The sequence below is a fragment of the Clostridium thermobutyricum genome (assembly GCF_000371465.1).
Classification (GTDB): domain Bacteria; phylum Bacillota; class Clostridia; order Clostridiales; family Clostridiaceae; genus Clostridium; species Clostridium thermobutyricum.
In genome coordinates this window covers 307,741-334,195 of record NZ_KB850958.1, presented here as the reverse complement: position 1 = coordinate 334,195, position 26,455 = coordinate 307,741, and the positions used below count along the sequence as shown (strand labels likewise).

Annotated in this window: 20 protein-coding genes and 1 other annotated feature; of the genes, 15 read left to right on the top strand and 5 right to left on the bottom strand. The window is 26.4% G+C overall.

From position 1 onward, the window contains the following. The first annotated feature begins 26 nt into the window (after positions 1-26). Complete coding sequence (locus HMPREF1092_RS15105) at positions 27-752, top strand: energy-coupling factor ABC transporter ATP-binding protein (RefSeq protein WP_002599548.1); 726 nt, start codon at positions 27-29, stop codon at positions 750-752. 504 nt (positions 753-1,256) lie between these two features. Continuing rightward, complete coding sequence (gene cooS, locus HMPREF1092_RS15100; protein WP_002599547.1) at positions 1,257-3,272, top strand: anaerobic carbon-monoxide dehydrogenase catalytic subunit; 2,016 nt, start codon at positions 1,257-1,259, stop codon at positions 3,270-3,272. 53 nt (positions 3,273-3,325) lie between these two features. Here the strand turns inward: cooS and HMPREF1092_RS15095 are convergent, their stop codons facing one another. After that, the gene (locus HMPREF1092_RS15095; RefSeq protein WP_002599546.1) at positions 3,326-5,707 is read right to left on the bottom strand and encodes a YhgE/Pip domain-containing protein; all 2,382 of its coding nucleotides are present in this window, start codon (positions 5,705-5,707) and stop codon (positions 3,326-3,328) included. 163 nt (positions 5,708-5,870) lie between these two features. On the opposite strand from HMPREF1092_RS15095, the gene HMPREF1092_RS15090 reads away from it, so the two are divergent. From HMPREF1092_RS15090 to HMPREF1092_RS15055, 8 genes are all read left to right on the top strand, one after another. Further along, complete coding sequence (locus HMPREF1092_RS15090) at positions 5,871-6,818, top strand: LysR family transcriptional regulator (RefSeq protein WP_002599545.1); 948 nt, start codon at positions 5,871-5,873, stop codon at positions 6,816-6,818. Positions 6,819-7,111: 293 nt separating this feature from the next. Further along, a complete protein-coding gene (locus HMPREF1092_RS15085) occupies positions 7,112-7,546 on the top strand; it encodes a DUF2871 domain-containing protein (protein ID WP_002599544.1) in 435 nt (144 codons plus the stop codon). A gap of 577 nt (positions 7,547-8,123) precedes the next feature. Further along, on the top strand, positions 8,124-8,996 hold the full coding sequence (locus HMPREF1092_RS15080) for an N-acetylneuraminate lyase (RefSeq protein ID WP_002599543.1): 873 nt from the start codon (positions 8,124-8,126) through the stop codon (positions 8,994-8,996). An 11-nt stretch (positions 8,997-9,007) separates the two neighbouring features. Further along, positions 9,008-10,519, top strand: coding sequence for a sodium:solute symporter family protein (locus HMPREF1092_RS15075; protein WP_002599542.1), 1,512 nt, complete (start codon positions 9,008-9,010; stop codon positions 10,517-10,519). Positions 10,520-10,608: 89 nt separating this feature from the next. Next, positions 10,609-11,061, top strand: a complete 453-nt coding sequence (locus HMPREF1092_RS15070; RefSeq protein ID WP_002599541.1) for a NanQ anomerase/TabA/YiaL family protein — start codon at positions 10,609-10,611, stop codon at positions 11,059-11,061. Positions 11,062-11,196: 135 nt separating this feature from the next. Next, on the top strand, positions 11,197-12,072 hold the full coding sequence (locus HMPREF1092_RS15065) for an ROK family protein (RefSeq protein ID WP_002599540.1): 876 nt from the start codon (positions 11,197-11,199) through the stop codon (positions 12,070-12,072). 169 nt (positions 12,073-12,241) lie between these two features. Next, positions 12,242-12,490, top strand: a binding site (T-box leader). Positions 12,491-12,543: 53 nt separating this feature from the next. After that, a complete protein-coding gene (trpS, locus tag HMPREF1092_RS15060) occupies positions 12,544-13,563 on the top strand; it encodes a tryptophan--tRNA ligase (protein ID WP_002599539.1) in 1,020 nt (339 codons plus the stop codon). Between the two features lie 133 nt (positions 13,564-13,696). Then, the gene (locus HMPREF1092_RS15055; protein ID WP_002599538.1) at positions 13,697-14,689 is read left to right on the top strand and encodes a GH25 family lysozyme; all 993 of its coding nucleotides are present in this window, start codon (positions 13,697-13,699) and stop codon (positions 14,687-14,689) included. Between the two features lie 556 nt (positions 14,690-15,245). On the opposite strand, the gene HMPREF1092_RS15045 is transcribed toward HMPREF1092_RS15055, so the two are convergent. Continuing rightward, a complete protein-coding gene (locus HMPREF1092_RS15045) occupies positions 15,246-16,763 on the bottom strand; it encodes a sodium:solute symporter family protein (protein ID WP_002599536.1) in 1,518 nt (505 codons plus the stop codon). Between the two features lie 239 nt (positions 16,764-17,002). Between HMPREF1092_RS15045 and HMPREF1092_RS15040 the strand changes: the two genes are divergently transcribed. The 4 genes from HMPREF1092_RS15040 (at position 17,003) to HMPREF1092_RS15025 (ending at position 20,723) form a co-directional block, all read left to right on the top strand. Next, entirely contained in the window at positions 17,003-17,665 is a 663-nt protein-coding gene (locus HMPREF1092_RS15040) for an N-acetylmannosamine-6-phosphate 2-epimerase (RefSeq protein WP_040414495.1), read from the top strand. A 35-nt stretch (positions 17,666-17,700) separates the two neighbouring features. Further along, the gene (locus HMPREF1092_RS15035) at positions 17,701-18,570 is read left to right on the top strand and encodes an N-acetylneuraminate lyase (protein ID WP_002599534.1); all 870 of its coding nucleotides are present in this window, start codon (positions 17,701-17,703) and stop codon (positions 18,568-18,570) included. Beyond that, entirely contained in the window at positions 18,570-19,541 is a 972-nt protein-coding gene (locus HMPREF1092_RS15030; protein WP_002599533.1) for a hypothetical protein, read from the top strand. Before HMPREF1092_RS15035 ends, HMPREF1092_RS15030 begins: the two co-directional genes overlap by 1 nt. A 336-nt stretch (positions 19,542-19,877) precedes the next feature. Then, the gene (locus HMPREF1092_RS15025; RefSeq protein WP_002599532.1) at positions 19,878-20,723 is read left to right on the top strand and encodes a MurR/RpiR family transcriptional regulator; all 846 of its coding nucleotides are present in this window, start codon (positions 19,878-19,880) and stop codon (positions 20,721-20,723) included. A 133-nt stretch (positions 20,724-20,856) separates the two neighbouring features. Here the strand turns inward: HMPREF1092_RS15025 and HMPREF1092_RS15020 are convergent, their stop codons facing one another. The 3 genes from HMPREF1092_RS15020 to bsh form a co-directional block, all read right to left on the bottom strand. Next, complete coding sequence (locus HMPREF1092_RS15020) at positions 20,857-22,149, bottom strand: conjugated bile salt MFS transporter (protein WP_002599531.1); 1,293 nt, start codon at positions 22,147-22,149, stop codon at positions 20,857-20,859. Between the two features lie 114 nt (positions 22,150-22,263). After that, complete coding sequence (locus HMPREF1092_RS15015) at positions 22,264-23,559, bottom strand: conjugated bile salt MFS transporter (protein WP_002599530.1); 1,296 nt, start codon at positions 23,557-23,559, stop codon at positions 22,264-22,266. A 147-nt stretch (positions 23,560-23,706) separates the two neighbouring features. Continuing rightward, positions 23,707-24,696, bottom strand: coding sequence for a choloylglycine hydrolase (gene bsh, locus HMPREF1092_RS15010; RefSeq protein WP_002599529.1), 990 nt, complete (start codon positions 24,694-24,696; stop codon positions 23,707-23,709). Positions 24,697-25,042: 346 nt separating this feature from the next. Here bsh and HMPREF1092_RS15005 point away from each other — a divergent pair, with 346 nt between their 5' ends. After that, on the top strand, positions 25,043-26,389 hold the full coding sequence (locus HMPREF1092_RS15005; RefSeq protein WP_002599528.1) for a sigma-54 interaction domain-containing protein: 1,347 nt from the start codon (positions 25,043-25,045) through the stop codon (positions 26,387-26,389). Positions 26,390-26,455 lie beyond the last annotated feature (66 nt).

The following is a 26,455-nucleotide window of genomic DNA, read 5'->3' as shown; positions in this document are numbered from 1 at the left end:
AATAAGAATATAGGAGTAAATAAGAGATGATAGAGCTTAAAAATGTTTCTTTTAAATATAAAAACACTTTAGCTTTAGATGATATTAGTTTAAATATCAAAGATGGAGAAAGTGTAGCCTTAATTGGAGAAAACGGAAGTGGTAAATCTACTTTATTAAAACTTATAAATGGAATTGTAAGTCCAGTTAGTGGTGAATATATTGTAGATAATGAAGTTATAACAGAAAAAAGATTATCTGATAGTAAATTCTCAAAAAAATTTCATAAAAAAATAGGTTTTGTTTTTCAAAACAGTGTAACTCAATTATTTTGTGCTACAGTTTTTGAAGAAATAGCCTTTGGACCTATACAATTAGGAATGAGTGAAGAAGAAGTTGAAGAGAGAGTTAATGATTGCTTAGAAATGCTTAATATAGATAAGCTTAGAGATAGAGAACCTTACAATCTAAGTGGAGGAGAAAAGAAAAAAGTAGCAATAGCAAGTGTTTTAGCATTAAATCCAGAAGTTATAGCATTTGATGAACCTTTTAATGAAATTGATCCAAAAAGTAAAAGATTCTTGAGAGATTTAATTCTAAAGCTTAATGAAAATGGAAAGACAATAATTTGTGCTACTCATGATTTTGAGTATATAGAAGGAATTTTTAATAGAGCTATAGTATTTTCGAGTGAAAATAAAATAATAAGAGATGGAAATTATGAAGAGGTAATTTCAGACAGAGATTTCTTAAGAGAAAATAATATAATATAATAAATTTGTTTTAATTACTTAAAAAGGAGTATAGTTTTTTATACTCCTTTTTATTTATTTAAAAGATAATTTTATTTATACTTTTTTACAATTGATTTATAGTTATCCTAAATTTTATGAGATAAATTATAATGATAAAAATAATAAAATAAATGATTAATTTTATTATTTTAAATATATAAAGTTTTATAATTTATTAAATAGAAAAATATGATTTTTTTTTTAATGAAAAAAATGGAATACTGTTAAAAGCTTTGCGTATATAAAGCTTATGTGAATTTTAGAATAAATTAACAAATTAAGACGGAAATGTTAAAACAATAACAATGTCTTGAAATGTTAAAAAAAGAGAATTATTCTAAAAACAAGAAACATAAATTTATGTTATTTAAAATTAAAAATTTATAATCTTAAGATTTTATAGAAAAATGTTAATAGTAAGTAGAATTTAAAATTAAATTTAGAAGTTTTCTAAAAGAAAATTTTTATTGGGGGCATAAAATTATGGATAATTTAAACAAAAATAATCATGAACATATAAATGAACATCAGCATGATCATAATCATGAACATCATCATCAGCATGGAGGAGTAAAAGATTATATGACAGCAGTTGCTGAATATAGAAAAACTTTTGCTTCTAAGCAGGATGTAATAGATAAAACTCCTGATCCAGCAGTAAGAGATATGATATTAAGAATGGAGCAAATAGGATGTAGTACAGCATTTGATAGATTTGATACTCAAAAACCACAATGTAGTTTTGGTCTAGCAGGAGTATGTTGCCGTATTTGTAATATGGGACCTTGTAAAATAACGCCTAAAAGTCCTAGAGGAGTATGTGGAGCAGATGCAGATCTTATAGTTGCAAGAAATATGCTAAGAAGTTTAGCAGGTGGAACAGCTGCACATGGAGCTCATGGTAGAGAAGTTATTTTAGCGTTAAGATATGCTGCTGAAGGAAAATTAAATTTACCTATACTCGGAAAAGATATCTTAATAAATAGTGCTAAAAAATTTGGACTAGAAACAGAAGGAAAAACAATAAATCAAATTGCTATAGAACTTTCAGATGTTCTTTTAGATGATATGTCAAGATCACTTCCAGATGAATATAAAACAATAAAAGCATTTGCTCCAGAAGAGAGACAAAAAGTTTGGAGGGATATGGACATATTACCTATAAGTGCATATCATGAAGTTTTTGAATCTCTACACAGAACAAATGAGGCAACAGATGGTGATTGGAAAAATATAATGAAAGAGTTTGGAAGATGTGGGCTTACTTTCTTATATTCAGGAGTTGTTGCACCAGCAATTGCAACAGATAGTTTATTTGGTCCACCAATTAGGAAAACTTCAAAAGTTAATGTTGGGGCATTAGAAGAAGGATATGTAAATATAGCAGTTCACGGGCATTTACCAATACTTGTTAGCGAAATTGTAAAACAAGGGCAAAGTGAAGAATTTATTAAATTAGCTAAAGAAAAAGGAGCAAAAGGAATAAAATTCTATGGTATTTGTTGTACAGGCCTATCATCAATGTATAGATACAATGGAGTAATTCCTTTATCAAATTCTGTGGGAGCAGAATTAGTTTTAGGAACTGGAGCATTAGACCTTTGGGTTGCAGATGTTCAAGATGTATTTCCTGGAATAATGGATGTAGCTAGATGTTTTAAAACTACTGTTGTTACAACAAGTGATTCAGCTAGATTACCTGGAGCAGAACATTATGCTTATGATCATCATCACTCAAATATTTCAGAAACAGAAAATTTAGCTAGAAAAATAGTTACTAGAGCAATAGAAAGCTTTACAGAAAGAAGAGATATTCCTGTATTTATTCCTCCATATGAAGTAGATGCAGAAGTTGGTTTTTCTTATGAATATCTTGAAAAAGAGTTTGGTAGCATGAAACCAATTGCAGATGCTATAAAGAGTGGAAAAATATTAGGTATAATAAACTTAGTAGGATGTTGTAATCCAAGAGTAGTTTATGAAAGAGCAATAGTTGATATTGCAGATAAATTACTTGAAAATAATATACTTATATTAACAAATGGATGTGCATCATTCCCATTATTAAAATTAGGTTTCTGTAATAAAAATGCATTAAGAAAAGCAGGAGACGGATTAAAGAGTTTTTTAGGAGAAAATTTACCTCCAGTTTGGCATGTAGGAGAATGTGTTGATAATACAAGAAGTAGTGAAATATTTGGAGGAGTAGCACAAGAGCTTGGAGTACAACTTAAAGATATGCCTTATGGATTAGCTAGTCCAGAATGGGCAAATGAAAAAGGTATAGGAGCTTCATATAGTTTTAGACTTATGGGTATTAACTCTTATCACTGTGTTTATCCACCAGCTCATGGCTCAGAAAATGTTATGAACTTCATATTAGATTCAAGTGAAACTTTAGGATCAAAAATGAATATAGATGTTGATCCTATAAAATTAGCAGATAAAATAATATCAGATTTTAAAGAGAAAAGAGCTGCCCTTGGTTGGGATAAATAATTAAAATAAAAAAGAACTAGGAATTTATATCCTAGTTCTTTTTTTATTGAGAATTAAACATATTGATTAAATAATTCGTCTTCTCCTATCATTTCATTTTTTTCTCTCATAACTCTTCTATGAGTGATATGGTTTCTAGTATAGCCAACTAAGAATCCTACTATTGTTGAAATAACTATAAATAGAATTAATATTATTAAGTTATTATAGAAAGTAGTATAATTTATTCCACTTATGGCCATTCTCATATCATTTACACTATGAGTTAATATCATGAAAGGACTTATAGCTCTAAAGAATGATGGTAGCATAACAACCGGATATGATCCTCCACAAGATGTGAATTGTAAAACCATAAGAACAGTAATTGCTCCTTTCATTATTGGAGTTATTATATAATGTAGACCATTCATCAAGCTAAATATTGCTATCATTGAAATTAGATTTATTAAGTAGAACCATCCAGGTGTTTTTGAATGAATTCCTAATCCAAAATATACAAATGTGCTCATTAATAATGATTGAGCGGAACAAATAAGAGTTCCATATCCATACATTTTGATAAATCTTTTCTTGAAGCTTCCTTTGAACTTTCTAGATAATGCACTTATCATATAATATACATACATTGCTCCAACCCATGAACCTATACACATAAAGTATGGTGCAAATCCTTCTCCATATGAAGAAACTGGATTTATAACTATAGTATTTAAGCTTATTGGATTAGAGATAAATTCGCTCATATTTTCTGCTGAGAAAGTAACATTCTTATTAAGACTATCATATCCACTATTAAGTCCAGTACTTAATTTAGAAGCACCAGAACTAGCAGAATTTAATCCATCAGTAAGTTGATTACCTCCAGCACTAGCTGAAACAAGACCATTATTTAGTGAATTCATACCATTAGATACTGTTCCAAGACCATTATTTAATGCAACAGCTCCTGTTGATGCTGCACCAAGACCATTATCTATAGCATTTGCTCCATTTTTAACAGAACCAAGTCCATTATTTAATGCATTAACTCCATTTCCAACTGAATTTAATCCATTGTTTAATTGAGATGCTCCATTACTAACTGAGTTTAATCCACTATTTAATTGGGAGGCTCCATTACTAACTGAATTTAATCCACTATTTAATTGAGATGCTCCATTTGAAGCATTATTAATACCATTACTTAAAGAAGAAACTCCATTTCCAAGTGAAGATAATCCACTATTTATTCTATTAGCACCTTCTGAAGCATTATTTATTCCTGCATTTAAAGAATTCATACCAGCATTAAGTTGAGCACTTTGTTGAGCAATTTCTGCTGAAAGTTTTTTAGCTGCTTCTATGTCACCTTTAGCCATTAGAACATTAAGATATTTTAACTCTTCAGTTATACCTTCTTGTCCTTTTTCTATTCCATTAGCTCCAGCTTGTAATTTTTGCATTCCGGACACAAGTTTAGAAGAACCATCCTGTAATTGTTGAACTCCATCTTGTAATTTTTGAGATCCACCTTCAAGTTTTTGCATTCCAGATACAAGTTTAGAAGAACCATCTTGTAATCTTTGAACTCCATTTTCAAGCTTAGAAGAGCCATCCTGTAATTGTTGAACTCCACCTACAAGCTTAGAAGAACCATCCTGAAGCTTATTAACTCCAGATACAAGTTTAGAAGAACCATCTTGAAGTTTATCAACTCCAGATACAAGTTTAGAAGAACCATCTTGAAGTTTATTAACTCCAGATACAAGCTTAGAGGAACCATCTTGAAGTTTATCAACTCCATTATCAAGTTTTTCAGAACCATTTTGAAGCTTTTGGATTCCACTATTTAAACTTATAGAACCATCTTTTAATTTTTCTAGTCCAGAGTTTAATTGATTTGATCCATCCGCAGCTGTTTTAAACCCATCTTTTGTTTTATAGATAGTTTGTACTAAAACACTTGAAACACTCTTTGATATTGATTGAGCAACATCTTCCTGTATATTTTGTGCTGCTGAAGTAGATATCTCAGAGAAAATAAAGTTTTTACCTTGGTTTTGATAAAAATCAATTTGAGGCTTCTTAAATCCATCAGTAGTTGCATTAGCAACTTCTTTAGAAAAATCTTTTGGAATTACTATCATTGCATAATATTTTGTACCATAAAGTCCTGCATTACCTTCATTGTAATTAACAAATTTCCAATCAAGCGTATTATTATTCTTTAAATTATCAATTATAGTTTTTCCTATATCATATGTTTGACCATCTTTACTGTAAGGTTGGTCAAGATTAACTACTGCTATAGGAACTTTGTTAATTGCAGTGCCATTATTCCAATAAGACTTTAAATATGTATATCCATAAAAAGAAGGAATAAACACTATACTAAGCAATATTACTAAAAGCCATATCTTTTTACTATTTAGTTTTTTCTTTTGTTTTTCCATTAATCTCCCCTTCTAAAAATTTTAAAATATTTAGAAAAATATTTTTTGAACTATTAAAAAACAATTTTCTAAACTATATTAATTATAATAGTTATTATGTATAATTTGAAATATATAAATACTATATAGATATATATTTAAATATATATAGGAGGTAATAGGATTGGAATTATTACAATTAAAATATTTTCAAAGTGTTGCTAAATATGAGAATATAACAAAAGCAGCAAAGGAACTTCATATATCACAACCTTCTCTGAGTATAACTATAAAAAGATTAGAAGATGAACTTAATGTCCCATTATTTAATAGAAAGGGAAAGAAAATTGAACTTAGCGTATTTGGAAAGAATTTTTTAAAGCATGTAGATTCAATAATGAGCCAAATAGAAAATTCAAAATCAGAAATTTTAGAAATGTATGGGCAAAAAAATACTCACTTATCAATAACAACAAATACAAGTTTCTTTTTAAGTGGAGTATTAAAAGAATTTCTAATGGTTAATTCAGATATAACATTGACACAAAGTATAATAAATGAATATGATGAAATAAAAGGAAAATTACAAGATAGAAGTATAGACTTTGCTATAACATCTCCAAGTTTAGATGATCCTGATGTTGAAACTATAGATTTAATAGAAGAGGAAATTGTAGTTGTTATTCCTAAAACTCATCCTTTAGCACATAAAAAATTTATTTATTTAAACGAAGTTAAAGATGAAGATTTTATTGAAGTTGCAGAAAATAATTCATTTAAAAATATAACAAATAAACTTTTTGAACAAGCGGGATTTAGTCCTAATGTAATATTTGAAGGCGATTCATACATAATATCAGAATTACTAGAAACAAAAAGGGTTATATCTCTTGCTCCAGTATCAATTTGCTTAAAATCAAAAAGTGATTTTTATTCTATATTAAGACTTAAAGATAAGAATAAAACAAGAAAAATATCTATATCTTATAAAAAAGGAATACATTTATCAGAGTTATCTAAAAAATTCTTAGAGCATACAATAGATTATTATAAAAATTCTTGGTACACAGTTGAAAATAGTGATAATGAACATATAAGATACATATTTAGTGATGTGTTAAATAAAGAATAAAAAGTCAGAAAGCTTATTTCTGGCTTTTTTTATTTTTGTTTTTAAAGATGAGATATATTTTGTATAGGAGCTAAAATTTATGATTTAAATAATAATTTATAATTGTATACTTTTTTAGTGATAAAATTGTTTTTATTTTTAATTACAATAATGTTTACATATATGTAAGTAAATATATTTGTGATTAATTTATATAAAATTTCTATTTAATATAGAAATAAAGAATAATTATAGATAATAGAAAATTAATATTATAAAATTAAATTTATCAAATAAAAAGGAGGTGAGAGTTAGTGAAGAAGATTTTTTATGCAGCGATTTCTTATTTGTTATTAGGACTTGCTTCAGGTGTGTTTTATAGGAAATTTACAGTGTTAAATAATTTTACCGGAAATACTCAATTAAAGGCAGCGCATACCCATATTTTAATTTTAGGATTTTTAATATTTTTAATACTTACTTTATTTGAAAAAGTATTTAATGTAAGTAAAAATAAGTGGTTTAATAAATTTTTTGTAGTTTATAATAGTGGCTTAATATTAACTACGGTTATGATTTTTATAATTGGAATAGCTCAAGTTAAAGGGACAAATATAGGACCAGCTATGAGTGGAATTTCTGGTTTAGGACATGTAATACTAACAGTAGGTTTTGTATTTTTATTTATGGTTTTAAAGGGTCAATTATTTTTAGAAAATAAAAATAAAGAATTGATAAATAGTTTATAAAATAGATATAAAAATATTATTATGAAAATTAGTTTTTAATAAGAATATTATATTAAAAATTAGTTGTATAAGATATTTTGTATGGAAGGAGTACTTTTATATTATTAAAGTTACTACTTAGAAGGGTCATAGGTATCAATTTATAAAGATAAATTATTAAAGGTATTAGCTATAAAAAATTTTCAAAAAATGAAATATATTTTCAAAAAATATATTGAAAATGTTTTTGCAAGACACTATAATGAAATTACAAAGAAGAAATTTTATAAAATATATTAAAATTTAGAGTGTATAAAAGGTAAATTAATAGAAATTCAGAGTTTTTAAAAATTTAGAGAATAAAAAGTAGACGAGCTTATGAAAACATAAAAATGATAACATTAGATATTATGAAAAGAAAGATTCCTAATGATGAAAATGTAAAGGATTTAAATTTTGATATGGTTAAATAAAGTATTTTATTTAGGTAAATATTCAAAAGTTTTTGATATAACTGTAATAAGTAAATATCAAATAACTAAGAAATTTACTGATATTTAAAATAAATTAATTATAAGATTTAGGGAGGAGAATAATAATGAGAGGTATTTATTCAGCTTTATTAGTTTCATTTGATAAGGATGGAAATATTAATGAAAAAGGGTTAAGAGAGATAATCAGACATAATATTGATGTATGCAAAGTAGATGGGCTTTATGTAGGAGGAAGTACTGGAGAAAACTTCATGCTTTCAACTGATGAAAAGAAAAAAATATTTGAAATTGCTATAGACGAAGTAAAGGGACAAGTTAAATTAATAGCGCAAGTAGGTTCAGTTAATTTAAATGAGGCTGTAGAGTTAGCTAAGTTTACTACAGATTTAGGATATGATGCAATATCAGCAGTTACACCATTTTATTATAAATTTGATTTTAATGAAATAAAACACTATTATGAAACAATAATAAATTCTGTTGATAATAAACTTATAATTTACTCAATTCCTTTTTTAACAGGAGTAAATATCTCAATTGATCAATTTGCTGAACTGTTTGAAAATGATAAGATTATAGGAGTTAAATTTACAGCAGCAGATTTCTATTTATTAGAACGTATGAGAAAAACATTCCCAAATAAATTAATATATGCTGGATTTGATGAAATGATGTTACCAGCTACAGTACTTGGGGTTGATGGAGCTATAGGTTCAACATTTAATGTAAATGGTGTTAGAGCAAGACAAATCTTTGAAGCTGCTAAAAAAGGAGATATAAAAACAGCTTTAGAAATTCAACATGTAACTAATGATTTAATAACTGATATTTTAAACAATGGTTTGTATCAAACAATTAAGTTAATTCTTCAAGAGCAAGGTGTTGATGCAGGATATTGTAGACAACCTATGAAAGAAGCTACTGAAGAAATGATTGAGAATGCTAAGAAAATTAATAAAAAGTATTTTAAAGGGTAAGGAGAATTGTTATGCAAGGGTTTACAAAGATTGATTTAGTTGTACTAGTTGCTTATTTAGGTGCTGTACTTTATGCAGGATTAAAGTTCTCTAAGAAAGAGATGAAAGGAAAAGAATTCTTCAAGGGGGATGGGACTATTCCTTGGTGGGTTACTTCAGTTTCAATATTTGCAACTTTATTAAGTCCCATATCATTTTTATCATTAGCCGGTAATTCTTATAAAGGAACTTGGATTATGTGGTTTGCTCAACTTGGAATGTTTGTAGCAGTTCCTCTTACAATAAAATTTTTCTTACCAGTATATAGTAAATTAGATATAGATACAGCTTATGAGTATTTAGAGATAAGATATAAAGATAAAGGTCTTAGAATTCTTGGAGCTATAATGTTTATAATTTATCAAATAGGACGTATGGCAATTATAATGTATTTACCATCAATGGTATTATCAAATCTTACAGGAATAAATGTTTATTTACTTATAGCAGTAATGGGTGTAATAGCAATAATTTACTCATATACAGGTGGATTAAAATCAGTATTATGGACAGACTTTATTCAAGGTTGTGTTCTTATAGCAGGTATTGTTTTTTCATTAATATTCTTAGTTGTAACAATAAATGGTGGTTTTGGAGCTATTATGAGTGAATTAACTTCAGGAGGAAAATTCTTATCTCCACAAGAACCAATATTTGATGTAAATATATTTAAAACAAGTGTATTCTTATTAATAGTTGGAGGAGGATTAAATACTTTCTCATCATATATATCAAGTCAAGATATAGTACAAAGATTTACTACAACTACAGATATAAAGCAATTAAAGAAAATGACTTATGGTAACTTAGTATTATCATTATTTGTAGCAACTGTATTTTATTTAATAGGAACAGCTTTATTTGTTTTCTATAAGCAAAATCCAGAATTAATACAAACTGTTCAACAAGACCAAATTTTTGCTTCATATATAGCTTTCCAATTACCAGTTGGTATAACAGGTATAGTCCTTGCAGCTATATATGCAGCAGCGCAATCAACACTTTCAACTGGATTAAATTCAGTTGCAACAAGTTGGACTTTAGATATCCAAAACTTTATAACAAAAGATATGTCAATGGAAAAGCAAACAAAAATTGCTCAATATATATCTTTAGGTGTTGGTATAGCTTCAATAATTATGGCATCTATTCTTGCAGGTGGAGGAGTAAACTCAGCTTATGAATGGTTTAATGGATTTATGGGACTTGTTCTTGGAGTTTTAGCAGGAATTTTCGTATTAGGAGTATTTTTCAAAAAAGCTACAAAAGCAGGAGCATATGCTGGATTTATAGCATCAGCAATAGCTGTTATAGTATGTAAATATGGTGGATTTGATGTAAGTATATGGTCATACTCAATTATATCAATAGGTGTTTCAATCATAGTGGGAATGATAGTTTCATTAATGACTCAATCTCAGTTACCTGATGAGAAAACTTTAAACGAAGCAACAATAAATTTAAATAAAAAAGTTAATGTTTAATTAGAGAAAGCATTGATTTTTCAATATTTTCTATTATCTATTTAAATAGAAGTATTAGTTTAATATTGAAAGTTTTGGAGGTGAATTAAATGATATTTGGAAATTTAATGAATTTAGAAAGTTATGACTATTTACCAAAGCTTGTTAAAGAAGCTTTATTACATGCAAAAAATAACAAGGTAATAGAGTTTGAGTTAGGTACTCATGAAATAAAAGGTGAGGAGCTGTTCTTTAATAGAGTTGATTATACTACAAAAAATAAAGAAGAACGTTTTTGGGAAGGTCATAAAAAATATATAGATGTTCACGTTGTTTTTAGTGGAAAAGAAAGAATAGATCTTAATTTTAAAGAAAATTTAAAATTTAAAGAGTTTATTGAAAAAGATGATTTTTTATCTTTTGACGGAAATGAAAATTCTACAGTTATATTAGAAGCAGGTGATTTCCTTATTTGTTATCCAGAAGATATACACATGACTTGTCTAAAGGCAGATAATGAATCTTCGGATATTAAAAAGGCTATTTATAAAGTAATTTTATAATATTTTAGAGGTTGTATTACAAATAATTAAGTTAAGAATAATTGGTTTTATAATTCTTATTTTAAGTTATTTTGATACAGCCTTTTTATCTTTGATAATTTTTATAGAACATTAATTTTAATAGAGGTGATATAGATGGAGCTATTTGCAGTTATAGATATTGGGGGAACTAGTATAAAATATGGAGTTATAAATAAAGAAGGAGTATTAATAGAGAATAATGATAGAGATACTGAGGCATATAAAGGTGGATTAAGTATAATAGATAAAGTTAAAGAGATAATTAGAGAAATTATGATTGATAATGATATAAGTGGAATATGTATATCAACTGCTGGAATGGTGTGTCCTAAAGAAGGAAAGATTACTTATGCTGGTCCAACAATACCTAATTATACTGGAGTTGAAGTTAAGAAGATATTAGAGAAAGAATTTAAAATACCTTGTTCTGTAGAGAATGATGTAAATTGTGCAGCATTAGGAGAGTTTTTTGATGGAGCTGGAATGGGTACTAATTCAATGGTCTGTTTAACAATAGGGACAGGAATTGGAGGAGCAATAATATTAGATGGAAAAATACTTCATGGATTTAGCAATTCAGCTGGAGAAATAGGATATATGATAGTTAATGGAGAACATATTCAAAATATTGCATCTACTACTTCTTTGGTTAGAAATGTAGCTTTGAGAAAAGGTATTGATAATAAGTCTATAGATGGAAGATATGTTTTAGATAATTATGAAAAAGGAGATTTAATATGTAGAGAAGAAGTTGAAAGGTTAGTTGATAATTTAGCTTTAGGAATTTCTAATATTGTTTATTCAGTAAATCCAGAGGTAGTTGTTCTGGGTGGAGGAATAATGGCTAGAGAAGAAATTTTTAGACCTTTAATAGAAAAGAGTTTAAAAAAATATTTGATAGAATCAGTTTATATTAATACTAGAATAGAATTTGCAAAGCTTAAAAATACTGCTGGAATGAAAGGCGCATTTTATAATTTTAATTTATAATTTTTATTTTGAAGAATTATGTATTTAAAATATTAAGTATAATAAATAAAAATAATATGATCTAAAAATTTTTGCCTATTTAAGTTTAAAATAATATTATTAAAAAATTAAATTAGTAATATAGTTAGTTGACTTGAAATTTATGTAGAGCTATAATGAAAAAAATAAAGTAAATCTTTTGATAAGAAAAAGTAATTTAACTTAGGTTCAATAAAGAGAGCTGAGGATGGTGGAATCTTAGCAAGAAAAAGTTTTATGAATGGGTCTTTGAAGAACGAGGCGAAATCTTTTAATAGAGAGTATCTAAGTGGTGAGCCACACCTTACAGTGGATAGAGTATGTTAGTACTTGAAAATGAGAGGTGTGATTTTTTTACACAATTTAGGTGGCAACGCGGAATATTATCTCCGTCCTATTTTTTATAGGACGGAGTTTTTTTTATATAAAAAAATAGTTTTAGGAGTGATTTATATGACAAAAAAAATAATTTTAACAGGTGATAGACCAACAGGAAAACTTCATATAGGACATTATGTAGGTTCTTTAAAAAATAGAGTAGAACTTCAAAATACAGGCTTATATGATAGTTATATAATGATAGCAGACCAACAAGCATTAACAGATAATGCAAGAAATCCAGAAAAGATAAGAAAAAGTTTAGTTGAGGTAACATTAGATTATTTAGCAGTAGGATTAGATCCAGAAAAATCTACAATTTTTGTTCAATCTCAAATACCAGAATTAAATGAATTAACTATGCACTATTTAAATTTAGTTACAGTCTCAAGACTTGAAAGAAATCCAACTGTAAAATCAGAAATAAAAGAAAAAAATTTTAATTTAAGTATACCAGCAGGTTTTTTAATATATCCAGTAAGCCAAGCTGCTGATATAACTGCTTTTAAAGCTGATTTAGTCCCAGTAGGATCAGATCAACTTCCTATGTTAGAGCAAACAAGAGAAATAGTAAGAATCTTTAATCAAATTTATAATAAAGAAATTTTAGTAGAACCTGAAATATATCTTGCGAAAGAAGGTTCAGGTAGATTGCCAGGAATTGATGGAAAATTAAAAATGAGTAAATCATTAAATAATGCAATTTATTTATCAGATGAACCAGAAGAAATTAAAAGAAAAATAATGTCAATGTATACTGACCCAAATCATATAAGAGTAGAAGACCCAGGACAAGTGGAAAATAATACAGTATTTACATATTTAGATGTATTTTGCAAAGATAAGGAAAAGTTAGAGGAGATGAAAGCTCATTACATAAGAGGTGGCCTTGGAGATATGAAAGTTAAAAAATATTTAAATGAAGTAATCCAAGATGAGTTACAACCAATTAGAGAGAGAAGAAAAGAATTTGAAAAAAATATTGATTATGTATATAAAGTTTTAGAGGAAGGAAGTTTAAAAGCAAGAAAAATTGCGGCACAAACTCTTTCAGAAGTTAGGGAAGCTATTGGAATTGAATACTTTAATCGTTAATAAACTTTTATAAAAATAATATGTAACTAAATCTAAAGAAAGAGAATATATTAAATTATAATATTTATAAATATAAAATTTTAGATATATAGATATTTTTATAAAAATTTCAAAAGAAAAATAGGAGGATATAATGTTAAAAGGAATAGATATATCAAAGCACAATGGAAATGTAAATTTTACAGAAGTTAAAAAAAGTGGAGTTGATATAGTAATAATAAAAGCTACTGAAGGAGTAGATTATATTGATCCGTTATTTGAACAACATTATAAAGGAGCATATAGAGTTGGAATATCAATAGGCTTTTATCATTTTATGAGTGAAAAAACAGATCCAAGTAAACAAGCTCAAGATTTTTGGAATTCTATAAAAAATAGAAAATTTGATATATTACCTTGTTTAGATATAGAAACAAATACTTTAGGAAGAAACAGGAAGCAAATATCTGATAGATGTATAGAATTTTTAGAAAAATTTAAAAGCTTAAGTGGATATGATTGTATGATATATACTAGTGGATACTTTGGAAGAGATAATTTAGATGATAGAGTTAAAAAATATAGTGGTTGGATAGCTCATTATGGAGTATCAAAGCCTATGGAAACTGGATTTAAAATTGTTGGACATCAATATTCAGATAGTGGAAAAATACAAGGAATTAATTCAAATATAGATTTAAATAATTTCACAAACGAAATATTCATAAAGAAATTAGAAGAATCTCCAAATCAAAAACCAGTACAAAAGCCTTCACACAGACCAAGTGTAAAGCCTAAACAATTATGGGAGATTTCTATACAAGGAGAAGAAGTAAAGGCTCTTCAAAGAGAATTAAACTCTCAATTTAATGCTGGATTAAAAGTTGATGGTTATTTTGGAAGTGAAACTTTAGAGGCTTGTGTAACAGTTCGTATAGGAGCTAAAGACAATTTAACTAAATTAATTCAAAAAAGATTAATTAATAGAGGATATAATTTAGGTAAATATGGTGCAGATGGCACCTTTGGACTAGATACTGAAAAAACTATTAAAAATCTACAAAATGTTTTTAACCTTATTCAAGATGGAATAGTAGGTAAAAATACTTGGAAAGCTTTATATGGATTAGATAAAGGAAGATTTTAAGAATAATAATTAAAAATTAAAACTGAGAATATAATTTTTAATAAATTGTGTTTAAAATATAAAAAGAGTAAGTAAGTTATTATAATAACTTACTTACTCTTTTTTATACCTAGTTTTTGTTTATTTAGTTTTAAAATAGAACTTGTTTTCCAATCATATAATACGATCAGTACAGCAATAATTATTGTTATTTGATGATTAGGTATGTTGGGAAACAAAATTTTAATTATAATTCCAAATATAAAGCTTTTAAGAAAAATATTTTTTATAATTTTTAAAGTTTCATTAATCACATAAATTCTCCTTTATTTTTTATACAATATTAAAAGGTATACACATTACTATATAACTAAATAATATTATTAATAATTCAATTTATATAATACAATAAAGTATATACAAACATTATAACCATAATTTTACATAAAGTAAATTAAACACCAATATGTGATATAATGGATATTGATTAATAATTAGCTTTATAATAGAAATTAATAATGAAAAAGAACAAAACAGAAATTAATTATCTGTTTTGTTCTTTTTTTTATTATTCAATTTATTTATTATCTTTTTTTAATGAACCATAAATAGTTAAATGGTCCAAATCTTCTCTTTCAGATCCTTTTTCATCTTTAAAAAAGAAACTTGCTATATATCCAATAATTAGGACAGAAAGAATGCTAATTATTGAATATGCCCAGAATGTTACAGAAGTGAAATAGTTTACAAAGATAGATATAATTAATCCTACTATGAATCCAATTATAGCTCCTTTAGTATTAGCTTTTTTAGTTAATATTCCAAGTACAAATAATCCACCAACTAATCCTAGTATTATTCCTACAAATCCATTAAAGAAAGCAAAAATTGATTCTATATGAGAATTAGCAAATATTATTGCAAGTACTATTGAAAATAAACCTACTAATAAAGATAGAATTTTACCGTATCTAGTAGCTTGTTCATCTGAAAAGTTCTTTTTAAAAGATTTAGTTAAATCTAGTGTCCAAGTAGAAGCTATTCCATTTATTCCAGATGAAAGACTAGATTGTCCTATTGCAAATAATGCAGCAATAAGTAATCCAGATATCCCAACAGGTAATTGATTTACAATAAAACTTGCGAATATTTTATCTTCAGTTGCATGGGCATGTATTAAAAGATTAGGATTTTGTTTATAAAATACAAACATACCAGTACCAACGAAGAAGAATAATGTTGCTATAGCAATGGACATAAATCCATTTAAGTAAGTCATTTTTTTCATTTTTCCTAAGTCATCAGTTGTAATATAACGTTGAACCATATCTTGGCTTGAAACATATGAAGAAAGAGTTGATAAACCAGCGCCAACTATTACAACAGGAAGACCTTGTTTAAATATACTTAAAGACATCATTTGAGATGTACTTAAAAATTTATGATGTGATAATCCATAAGAAACTATATGTGAGAATCCTCCTTTTACAGAGAATATTAGGTAACAAACTACAAAAATAGCACCAACAGAAAGTACTAAACCTTGGATAAAGTCTGTCCATAAAACAGCTTTAAGCCCACCTAAAGTTGAATAAATAACAGCTATAACTCCAAAGATTAATATAAGAATATTTATATTCATATGAGTTATGTAAGCTAACGCGATTGCAGGTAAATACATTATTATAGCATTTCTTCCTATTTGGAAGATAATAAACATTGAACTTCCTAAAAAACGTAATTTTTTATTAAATCTTCTTTCTAAATATTCGTAAGCAGTATCTAACTTCATTCTTTTATAAACTGGTAAAAACCACATTATTGTAAGTGGTACAGCTATAAATACACCAAGTTGACCTAACCAGTCTTCCCAGTTTGTCATAAAAGATCTACCAGCTAAGGTTAAAAACGAAATTGGACTCATTAAGGTAGCAAATAAACTAACAGCTGCAACCCACCAAGGTATTGAACCATCATTTCCTTTAAAGAATACTTTACCACCTTGTTTTTTTCTAGAGAAACCTAAACCTATTAAAAAAACAGCTATTAAATAGATAATAATAACTAAATAGTTGATTGGTGAATATGATTTCATAAAAAAACCTCCATTATAAATTTATTTTGATAACGTTTTCCTTTGTTCACCTTTATTATATTCTTAATTTTTCAAAAAACAATACAAATTTCCGTTAAAATAAAAAAATTTTTTATTAACAATCAAAAAATAAAAATTAATTTCAAAAAAAGAAAATTATAATTGAAAAGTGAAAAAATAAGTTTTATAATTAAATCATAAAGTAAAATTATAATTAAATAGGAGGAAAAGATATGACGGTGTTAGAGAATTTAAAAGGAAAATTAATTGTTTCATGTCAAGCATTAGAAGATGAACCATTACATAGTTCTTTTATAATGTCAAAAATGGCATTGGCTGCAAAAGAAGGTGGGGCTTCTGGTATAAGAGCGCAAGGAGTAAAAGATATATGTGAAATAAAGAAAACTGTAGATTTACCTATAATAGGAATAATAAAAAAGAAATATGAAGATTCAGATGTGTTTATAACTCCAACTAAGAAAGAAGTTTTAGATTTAATAAAAACAGGGTGTGAAATAATAGCTATTGATGTTACAAATAGAAAAAGACCTTATAATGAAGATATATCAGAGTTAATTAAACTAATAAAAGAAAATAATATATTAGTTATGGCAGATATATCTAATTTTGAAGAGGGAGTTATGGCAGAAAAATTAGGAGTAGATTGTGTTTCAACTACATTATCAGGATATACAAGCTATACACAATCTATGGAAGGACCAGATTTAAAACTTATAGAGGATTTAAATAAAGTTTTAAAAATTCCTGTAATAGCTGAAGGAAGAATACATTATCCAGAGGAATTAAAGAAAGCTTTAGATTGTGGAGCATATGCTGCAGTAGTAGGTGGAGCTATTACTAGACCAAAAGAAATTACAGAAAGATTTATTTCAGCATTATAGAAATATTAAAAATAAAATTAGGAAGGTGTTTAATTATGAAAGGAATTTATTCAGCATTATTAGTATCATTTAATGAAGATGGAAGTTTAAATGAAAATGGACTTAGACAAATTGTAAGACATAATATTGATGTTTGTGGAATTGATGGATTATATGTAGGAGGAAGTACAGGAGAAAACTTTATGCTTCCTACAGAAATGAAAAAAAGAATTTTTTCAATTGTTGCAGATGAAAATAAAGGACAAGTTAATCTAATAGCACAAGTTGGTTCATTAAATATTGAAGAATCAGTAGAACTTGCAAAATATGCAACAGATTTAGGATATAATGCATTATCAGCAGTAACTCCTTTTTACTATAAGTTTACTTTTGATGAAATAAAACATTACTATAATACAATTATAAATTCAGTAGACAATAAAATGATAATTTACTCAATACCATTTCTTACAGGAGTAAATATGTCAGTTGATCAATTTGGAGAGTTATTTGAAAATGAAAAAATTATAGGAGTTAAGTTTACAGCAGGAGATTTTTATTTATTAGAAAGATTAAGAAAAGCATATCCAGATAAACTTATATTCTCAGGATTTGATGAAATGATGTTACCAGCAGTAGTTTTAGGTGTTGATGGAGCAATAGGTTCAACATTTAATGTTAATGGTAAAAAATCAAAAGAACTATTTTATTTAGCTAAAGAAGGAAAGATAGCTGAAGCTTTAAATTTACAACATGAGGTAAACGACTTCATAACTGATGTATTAGATAATGGATTATACCAAACATTAAAAGGTTTATTATCTTTACAAGGAGTAGATGCAGGATACTGTAAACGCCCAATGAAGAGCCAAACAGAAGAAATGAAAAAAGGAACAGAAAAGATATATAGAAAGTATTTTGCATAATGAATAAAATATTTAATTTAAAAGATTTTAATAAAAGAGATGATTATGGATTTTTAAGTATGAATATTTTAGGTGACAGCATTTCGCATGGAGCTAACGCAATAGATATATATTTAGATTCGTGGTCTAGTTTATTAAGAAAAAAGTTTAATGAGGATTTAGATACATTAAATTATGGTTTTGTAAATTTACTTTCTCCTTTATCTAATGAAAAAGGAATATATAAAGATATTTTAACTTTTGAAAATAATGGGTGGAAAGAAATAGAATCAAAAGAGACAATAGGTTTTTTTCAGATAAAAAGTTGGTTATCTAAAGCTTATTATAAAGGAACTTTTCAAAAAACAGTTCAGTTAAAAGAAATATATCTTAAAGTTAATAATACAGAAAATTCAGGAAAGATAAAAATAGATATATTAGATGAAAATAATAATATTATTAAAGAGGAGATTATTAATCTTAAAGAGAAAGTAAAAGAAAAATTAATTTCTATTAATATAGATACAAATAGGAATATAAAGATGATAAACATTATAAATATATCTGGTGAAAATACTGTAAGTGGAATATTTATTATGTTTGATAAAGATAAACCTGTTTTAAATAATTATTCAAGAAGTGGTGCTAGAATACATGATTTAGAAGGGGATATTATAGAAAAAGCTTTTAACACTAATATTTTGATATTTTCATTAGGACACAATAAATGTGAAGATGATAGTATATATTTAAAAAAATGTGAGAGAGCATTTAATAAATATAAACCTAAATTAATAGTTTTAGATTTTTGTTGGAATGAAGAAAATGAAAATACATCTATTAAATTAAAAAATTTTGCTAATAGCTGTAATTCAAAATATATAGATTGTAGAAGTTTTAAAGAATATGAATTGTTTTTAAGTGATAAATCTCATCCTACAGAAGAAGGGCATAGATTATTGTTTGAAAGAATATTAGAAGCTCTAGAGTAGTTAAAAGTATTATATTTGAAATATAAATAATCCAACAGGTGTTGATAGTAAAAATGCATCTATTCTTAAACTTATAAAAAAATAGTGATTTGGCCAGTTTAAAGAAAGATAATTTATGCTATATCTACTATTCCAAATTATATAGGGACTGGATTTAAATCATATATAAAATCAAAATGTAATTTAAGAGGTGCCGTATATAATTTTAAAGAATATTACAAGGAAAATTAAAAATTAAATGAAACATGAAAAGTGTTGTATCTTTATATTTGCTTTAGGTTAGTATATTATATAGATATAACATTTTTTTATTTTATAGTAAGGTTAGGAGCAAAAATGAATATTATTGATAGGATAAAGCTACAAGAGTTTAGAGTAAGTAAAAGTGATTTGATACTTATGAATTATATAAATGAAAATCCAAGCGAATGTGTAGATAAATCTATATCTGAGCTTGCAAGTATAGTTTCTATAGGTGAGGCAACTATAACAAGATTTTCAAGAAAACTTGGGTTTAGTGGCTACCAAGAGTTAAAAAGAAATATAGCAAAATATATGTTTAAAGAAAATGAGGTTAACAGAATAAATTCAAAAGTAGACTTAAGAGAATCTGTTCATGAAACGGCTGAAAAAATATTTTCTGATAATATGAAGGCAATTGAAGAAAGTATAAAAATCCTTGATGAAGAAAAAATTTTAAAAATAAGAGAAATGATATTAAATGCAAATAAAATATTCTTTTTTGGAGTTGGCGATTCTGGTATAGTAGCAACTCAAACAGGATATAAATTTATGAGAATAGGTTTTGATATAGCATCTTCCACTGATGCACATACAATGGTTATGCTAGCTTCTTTAATGAAAAGAGGAGATTTGGTATTTATATTTTCTCATAGTGGAGAAACTTCAGAAGTTGTAAAGGTCTGTAATATAGCTCAAAACAATAAAGCAAAGGTAATATCTATAACAGAAAATACAAATAATACATTAGAAAAAATATCAGATGTAAATATAGCTTATGTGTCAAAAGAAACAGTATTTGAAACAAGCACTGTACTTTCAAAATTTACTCAACTATTTTTAGTTGAATTAATATATGCTGAAGTTATTAAAGAAAATTATGATGAATTTATTCAAAATAAAGAAAAAACAACAAAGGCTCTTAAATATATAAGGGAGTAATTGAAAATAAAAATTTAAAATGAATATAAAAAGAGACTTTATGTATTTAAAATTACATTAAAGTCTCTTTTATTTAAAATAAATTATTGTATATATTAAACAATATAAATTTTTTCATGCATATCTATAATATTTAATTAAAAGATTTTTTTGTTTTAGTAACTGATATATCGGCAAAAATTAATGCTGAAAAAGCTATTATTATAAATAAAAGTATAAAACTCCATGCTGCAGTATAGCCTAATTTATTAACAATAATAGCAAAGAACGTTGAGCCAACTGAAAAACCTATCGCAAACATTAAATTTGTTATACCTAGAATTGTAGTAAAGTTTTTCTTTCCAAAAAAATGACTTGTTAAATAAGCTGGGCCCATCATATATGAATATACAGATAATCCTTTAGTTATAGAAAACACATAAGAGAGTGTTGGAGAATTCTTAGTAAATATTAGAGATATACAAGAAATTACTGATAAAATAAATGCTATGATAAGAGAGTTAGTTACACCTATTTTATCGAATAATATTCCACCGAGTAAATTACCTATTAATGAGAATATTGCAAATAATGAACCAATTGTTCCAATAAAGTGAGGAGTTATTCCTATAAAAGCAGAGGAATTTTTTATTAAAATTTTTAAATAATTAGGATATTGAATTGATAAGGCAGCTATTGCTAGTCCAATAAATACATATCCTATAGAAAAAATCCAAAATATCTTCATTTTTCTCAATTCTTTAAATGAAAAGCCATTAGATTTATCTAATTTATTAGTTTTAGAAGAGGGCTTTTCTTTAATTGATATAGTATCTTTATCAGGTAATTTTAAAAGAAATAAAGTAATAGGGACTCCGACTATAAGAGATATAACACCATATTTAAAATAAGTTTCTCTAAATCCAGAACTCATTAAGGAATTAACAACAAGTATTTGAAGAACTATATTACCTATAGAACCACCAGCAAAAGCTAAACTAAGAGCTTTTCCTCGAACCTCTTTATTAAACCAGGAATTTATGATTAAAGGAATTCCAATTGAAGAGAATATTGTTGTACCAATTTGAACAATTGCTGCTATTAAGTAAAATTGCCATAAGTTTTTTGCTAAAGCGAAAGAAGCGAAACCTGCTCCAGAAATAATACAGCCTATTAGAAAAAAGAGTTTCACATTTACTTTAGAGTATATATAGCCTATTAAAGGTGATGCTATTGCTGAGGCTAAAGTTCCTATTGTAAATATTAAGGAAAATGCTGTAAGAGTAAATCCATCTCCTTTAATTACATAACTAATAAATTGAGGCTGTATGTTAGAGGCTACACTAAAAGGAATTGCCTGAATAAGCATACACGCAATTACTATTATCCAACCTCTAGAAAAGCTTTTTTTATTAATTGATTTTTGGAAAGTAGTTATATTTTTCATAATAATACTTCCTTTCTTTGATAAATTATAAAAGTTAAAGTACTTTATGAAAAAAACTAGTTTACTAAAATAAAATTAAGTAAACTAGTTATTTTATTAAAGTAACTAATTATATTATACAGCTTTTGCTTGGCTTTCAGCTAATTTTTTATTGTTACTTTTTATTCTCTTTATAGAAGTTAATAGTAATCCATATCCAATAATAAGGAATACAATCATTGCTATCCAAGCTACTTTAAATCCTAATATTTGCGCAAATCCTCCAAAGATTGTTGAACCTACAGCAAATCCTATAGCAAATAATAAACTTACTGTCCCTAAGTTTACACTTGATTCTTTTCTTCCAAATATGTCTGTTGTAATGAAGGCAGGACCTGACATATAAGAGAATACACATAAACCATAACAAATAGAGAATAGGAATGAGAAGTTTGGAGAAATTCCAGCAAGTAACATACCTATAATTGCTACAGCTTGTAATATACAAGCAATAGTCATAGCTTTAAAACTACCTAATTTATCAAATAGAGCTCCACCACCAACATTTCCGATTAAGCAGAATAAAGCAAACACAGAACCTAAAATTCCTATTAATGCAGGATCTAAATGTAATCTCATTTTAAAATAAGATGCATATTGAGTACTACATGCTGCGATAGCAATTCCTATAAAGGCATATCCAAGAGCAAATAACCAGAAAAATTTATTTTTTCTTGTAGCTGCTGCTCCTAAGCCTTCAAATCCAGAATCTTCTTGTTTATTTTCAGTTTTTTCAATATTTGATTGATTTAATTCACTATCAAGTTCTCCTGGTTTAGGAACTCTTACGAATAATAATATTACTATTAAACTAACTATAAGAGATAGGATACCAAAAATTATATATGTTTCAGCTTCACCTTTTGAACCTAATAAACTAGATACGATTGGTTGCAAAAATACATTTCCAATAGAACCACCAGAGAAAGCAATTCCTAAAGCTTTACCTCTACCTTGTTTAGGGAACCAAGAACCAATTAAAAATGCAATTCCTAATCCAGAAAATAAAACACAACCAACTTGAGAAATAGCAGATAAAACATAAAATTCAGCTAAATTAGTTGCCAAACCAAATCCTAAGAAAGAAAGACTGGATAAAATAGTACCTATTAAAAATATAATTTTAACATTTATTTTACCAAAAAGTTTTCCTAAAAAAGGTGAACATACAGATGCAGCTAAAGCACCAAAAGTAAATATTAGAGAAAAAGCAGCTAATGAGAAATTAAAATGCTTAACTACATAAGGTATAAATAATGGCTGAATATTTTGTGCTACTCCAAATGGGATAGCTTGTATTAACATACAAACAAATATCATAAAATATTTTCTCTTATTGCTACTGTTTTTATCAACTTTTAATGAATTCATATAAATCATATCCTTTCCTATTCGAATTATTTATTGAATTTAAACTATATTTAATCAATATAACAAGTAGTAATATGATTTAGTATTAAGAAAGCTAAATGAGTATAAGATTTAGCTTTCTTAATAAACTAAAGTTTATTACCTATATTAATTTTGGTTATTAATTTTTAAAGTATCTTCATAATTAAATAATTTAATTTCTTTGGCATTTAAATCTTCTTTATGCATATCTATTGAATTTATATTGTTATTATTATATGTGTTATAATAGTAAATTCCTTTTTCTTGATTCATACAAGAAGTATATTGAGTTATATCACTTCTATTATCAGGAGTTCTTACAGAGCCTCTTACCATTGCAACATTATTTAATATATGGAAGAATTCACTTATATTCATAGAATCTTTGTCATTAGCAAGAGCAAAATGTCTTAAGAATGCAGTTCTTACAAATCTAGATGCTGGAGTAAAATCACCAGGAATTCCAACACATCCAACACCTTGTCCTAAAGCTTTTAACTCTTGAGTGCTCCATTTAGCATTAGTCACTTGGTTAGATGATAATCCAATATATTGTCTTAAGTTAGTTAGATGCCAGTCAAAAGTAGGTGAATTTGTTAAAACTCCAACTTCATTATTGAAAAGTCTTAGTCCTGATTTAGTTTTTTCAATTACAATAGATTGACCAGTTTTATCAGTGATAATCCAATGTAAAGTTGGAGGAGGTGTAAGATTATTTATTCTAGAGTCAAGTAAATTTAATTTTTCTAATTCAGGTTTTAATTCTTCTAATGTTTCAAAGTTAGATAAAACCCAAAGCATAAAATCATATGCTGGAACATTAATTTTTTCTTCTGAAAGTTCTGATTCCCAATGAGCGTATCCTGGAAAATTAAGTCCTGCACAGGCAAGTCCTTTTTCATTTAATCCATCTGCAAGCATAGGATGATTGTCGATTACTGTAATCATACCTATGATTGCATATTTAGTTTTTTCAAGTTCATTTGTTGACATATTTTTATATTCAAAACTTCTTGGAATAATACCGACAGATTGATTAAATGAAAATTCAATGTCCATATTTCTTCCAAATAAATGATTTCCTTCACTTGTTTTTAATGTTAATGCTGTACACATTTAAACCACTTCCTTTTCTTAATTTAAAAATCTTTATGCCTTATATAAAAGCAAATGTTATGCCAAAATATAAAATTAAATAAAAAATAAATGAATGGCTTAAAATCAATGGTTTTGTTATTTGAAAATAATTATTTGTATTAAAATACAAATAAGAAAAGCGGTTATTTAAGTCTTATTTGAATTGAATTTTAGAATTGAATTAAAAAATAAGTCTTAATAGACTTATGTTAAAACAGGAGCAGAAAAAATAAGTCGAAAAATACTTAAAAATGATGAATCTATAATCTTTAAGTGGTATAATTTATAAAAAATACTAATTTTAACATTACTAGGAGAATACTTGATGGATTTAAACTTAGAAAATAATATATATAAAGAAATTTTAGATAATTTAACTTATGAGGTTTTTGTAACTGATAGTGAGGGAGAAATTATATATTGTAATGAAGCATTCTCAAAAAATTATTGTTACAATGTATCAGATATAATTGGAAAGAAATTTTCAGTTATAGCTCCAATAATAAAAAAGGGGAGTCAAATAATCCCAATAGTTTTAGAAGAGAAAAAAGAAATATCATTATTTCAAGAAACAGTGTACGGAAAAAAACTTTTCTTGACTGCAAAACCTGTATTTAATGATGAAAATAAATTAAAAATGGTAGTGGAAAATGCTAGAGAAGTACTAAATTTATCTTCAAAAAAAGAATGCTTAGTAAACACAGATACTGAAAATTTAAAATATCAAATAGATAAATACGGAGAACAAATTACAAACTTTTCTAATATTGAAGAATTTAAAAATTTAAATAAAATAGCTGGTTTTGATGTAACAGTTTTGCTTTTAGGAGAGTCAGGTACTGGAAAATCAACATGTGCTAAGTTTATACATAATATTAGCAAAAGAAAAGATGGACCATTTTTTACTGTGAATTGTACAACTATTCCAGAAAATCTTATAGAATCAGAATTATTTGGATATGTTAAAGGAGCTTTTACAGGAGCTGTAAAAGAGGGAAAGAAAGGGCTGGTAGAACTTGCTAATAATGGAACATTATTTTTAGATGAAATTGGAGAGTTACCATTATCATCTCAAAGTAAACTTTTAGAATTAATAGAAAATAGGACTTACATTCCAGTGGGAGGAAGTGAAAAAAGGACAACTAATATTAGAATAATTGCTGCAACAAATAAAGATATAGCTGAAATGGTTAGGAAAGGTAAGTTTCGTGAAGATTTATATTATAGAATAAATGTAATAGAATTTAAGATTCCACCTTTAAGAGAAAGAAAAGAAGCTATACCAATTTTAGCTCAGGTATTTGTAGATAGAATAAATAAAAAATATAGCTTAAATAAGATAATTAGTGATAGTGTATTAGTACAATTAAAAAAATATAGTTGGCCAGGAAATTTACGTCAACTAGAGCATGTTTTAGAGCAGATATTATTATCAACAGAAGATGATTTTATTACAATAAAGAATTTAGAGAAAAAAATTGATTATACTAAAGATGGATATTTAGATAAGAATATAAAATTTCCAACTTTAAAAGAACATATTGAAAATTCAGAGAGAGAATTAATAATTGCAGCATATCATAAGTATGGTAGTTCATATAAAGTTGCTGAAGCATTAGATATATCACAAAGTCAAGCTATAAGAAAAATAAGAAAATATATTTCAAAGTAAAAATTATAAATTTAATTAGAAAAAAGTGCTGATTTAGTCAGCACTTCTTTTATTAAAAAATAAAAT

What these genes read in the sequence shown, in the direction of transcription:
- HMPREF1092_RS15035 (WP_002599534.1), top strand. Translation starts at nt 17,701, where the DNA reads ATGAAAGGAATTTATTCAGCATTATTAGTATCATTTAATGAAGATGGA.
- HMPREF1092_RS15020 (WP_002599531.1), bottom strand. Translation starts at nt 22,149, where the DNA reads ATGAAAAATATAACTACTTTCCAAAAATCAATTAATAAAAAAAGCTTT.
- trpS (WP_002599539.1), top strand. Translation starts at nt 12,544, where the DNA reads ATGACAAAAAAAATAATTTTAACAGGTGATAGACCAACAGGAAAACTT.
- HMPREF1092_RS15025 (WP_002599532.1), top strand. Translation starts at nt 19,878, where the DNA reads ATGAATATTATTGATAGGATAAAGCTACAAGAGTTTAGAGTAAGTAAA.
- HMPREF1092_RS15015 (WP_002599530.1), bottom strand. Translation starts at nt 23,559, where the DNA reads ATGAATTCATTAAAAGTTGATAAAAACAGTAGCAATAAGAGAAAATAT.
- HMPREF1092_RS15045 (WP_002599536.1), bottom strand. Translation starts at nt 16,763, where the DNA reads ATGAAATCATATTCACCAATCAACTATTTAGTTATTATTATCTATTTA.
- HMPREF1092_RS15005 (WP_002599528.1), top strand. Translation starts at nt 25,043, where the DNA reads ATGGATTTAAACTTAGAAAATAATATATATAAAGAAATTTTAGATAAT.
- HMPREF1092_RS15065 (WP_002599540.1), top strand. Translation starts at nt 11,197, where the DNA reads ATGGAGCTATTTGCAGTTATAGATATTGGGGGAACTAGTATAAAATAT.
- HMPREF1092_RS15095 (WP_002599546.1), bottom strand. Translation starts at nt 5,707, where the DNA reads ATGGAAAAACAAAAGAAAAAACTAAATAGTAAAAAGATATGGCTTTTA.
- HMPREF1092_RS15080 (WP_002599543.1), top strand. Translation starts at nt 8,124, where the DNA reads ATGAGAGGTATTTATTCAGCTTTATTAGTTTCATTTGATAAGGATGGA.
- HMPREF1092_RS15070 (WP_002599541.1), top strand. Translation starts at nt 10,609, where the DNA reads ATGATATTTGGAAATTTAATGAATTTAGAAAGTTATGACTATTTACCA.
- HMPREF1092_RS15105 (WP_002599548.1), top strand. Translation starts at nt 27, where the DNA reads ATGATAGAGCTTAAAAATGTTTCTTTTAAATATAAAAACACTTTAGCT.
- bsh (WP_002599529.1), bottom strand. Translation starts at nt 24,696, where the DNA reads ATGTGTACAGCATTAACATTAAAAACAAGTGAAGGAAATCATTTATTT.
- cooS (WP_002599547.1), top strand. Translation starts at nt 1,257, where the DNA reads ATGGATAATTTAAACAAAAATAATCATGAACATATAAATGAACATCAG.
- HMPREF1092_RS15055 (WP_002599538.1), top strand. Translation starts at nt 13,697, where the DNA reads ATGTTAAAAGGAATAGATATATCAAAGCACAATGGAAATGTAAATTTT.
- HMPREF1092_RS15030 (WP_002599533.1), top strand. Translation starts at nt 18,570, where the DNA reads ATGAATAAAATATTTAATTTAAAAGATTTTAATAAAAGAGATGATTAT.
- HMPREF1092_RS15075 (WP_002599542.1), top strand. Translation starts at nt 9,008, where the DNA reads ATGCAAGGGTTTACAAAGATTGATTTAGTTGTACTAGTTGCTTATTTA.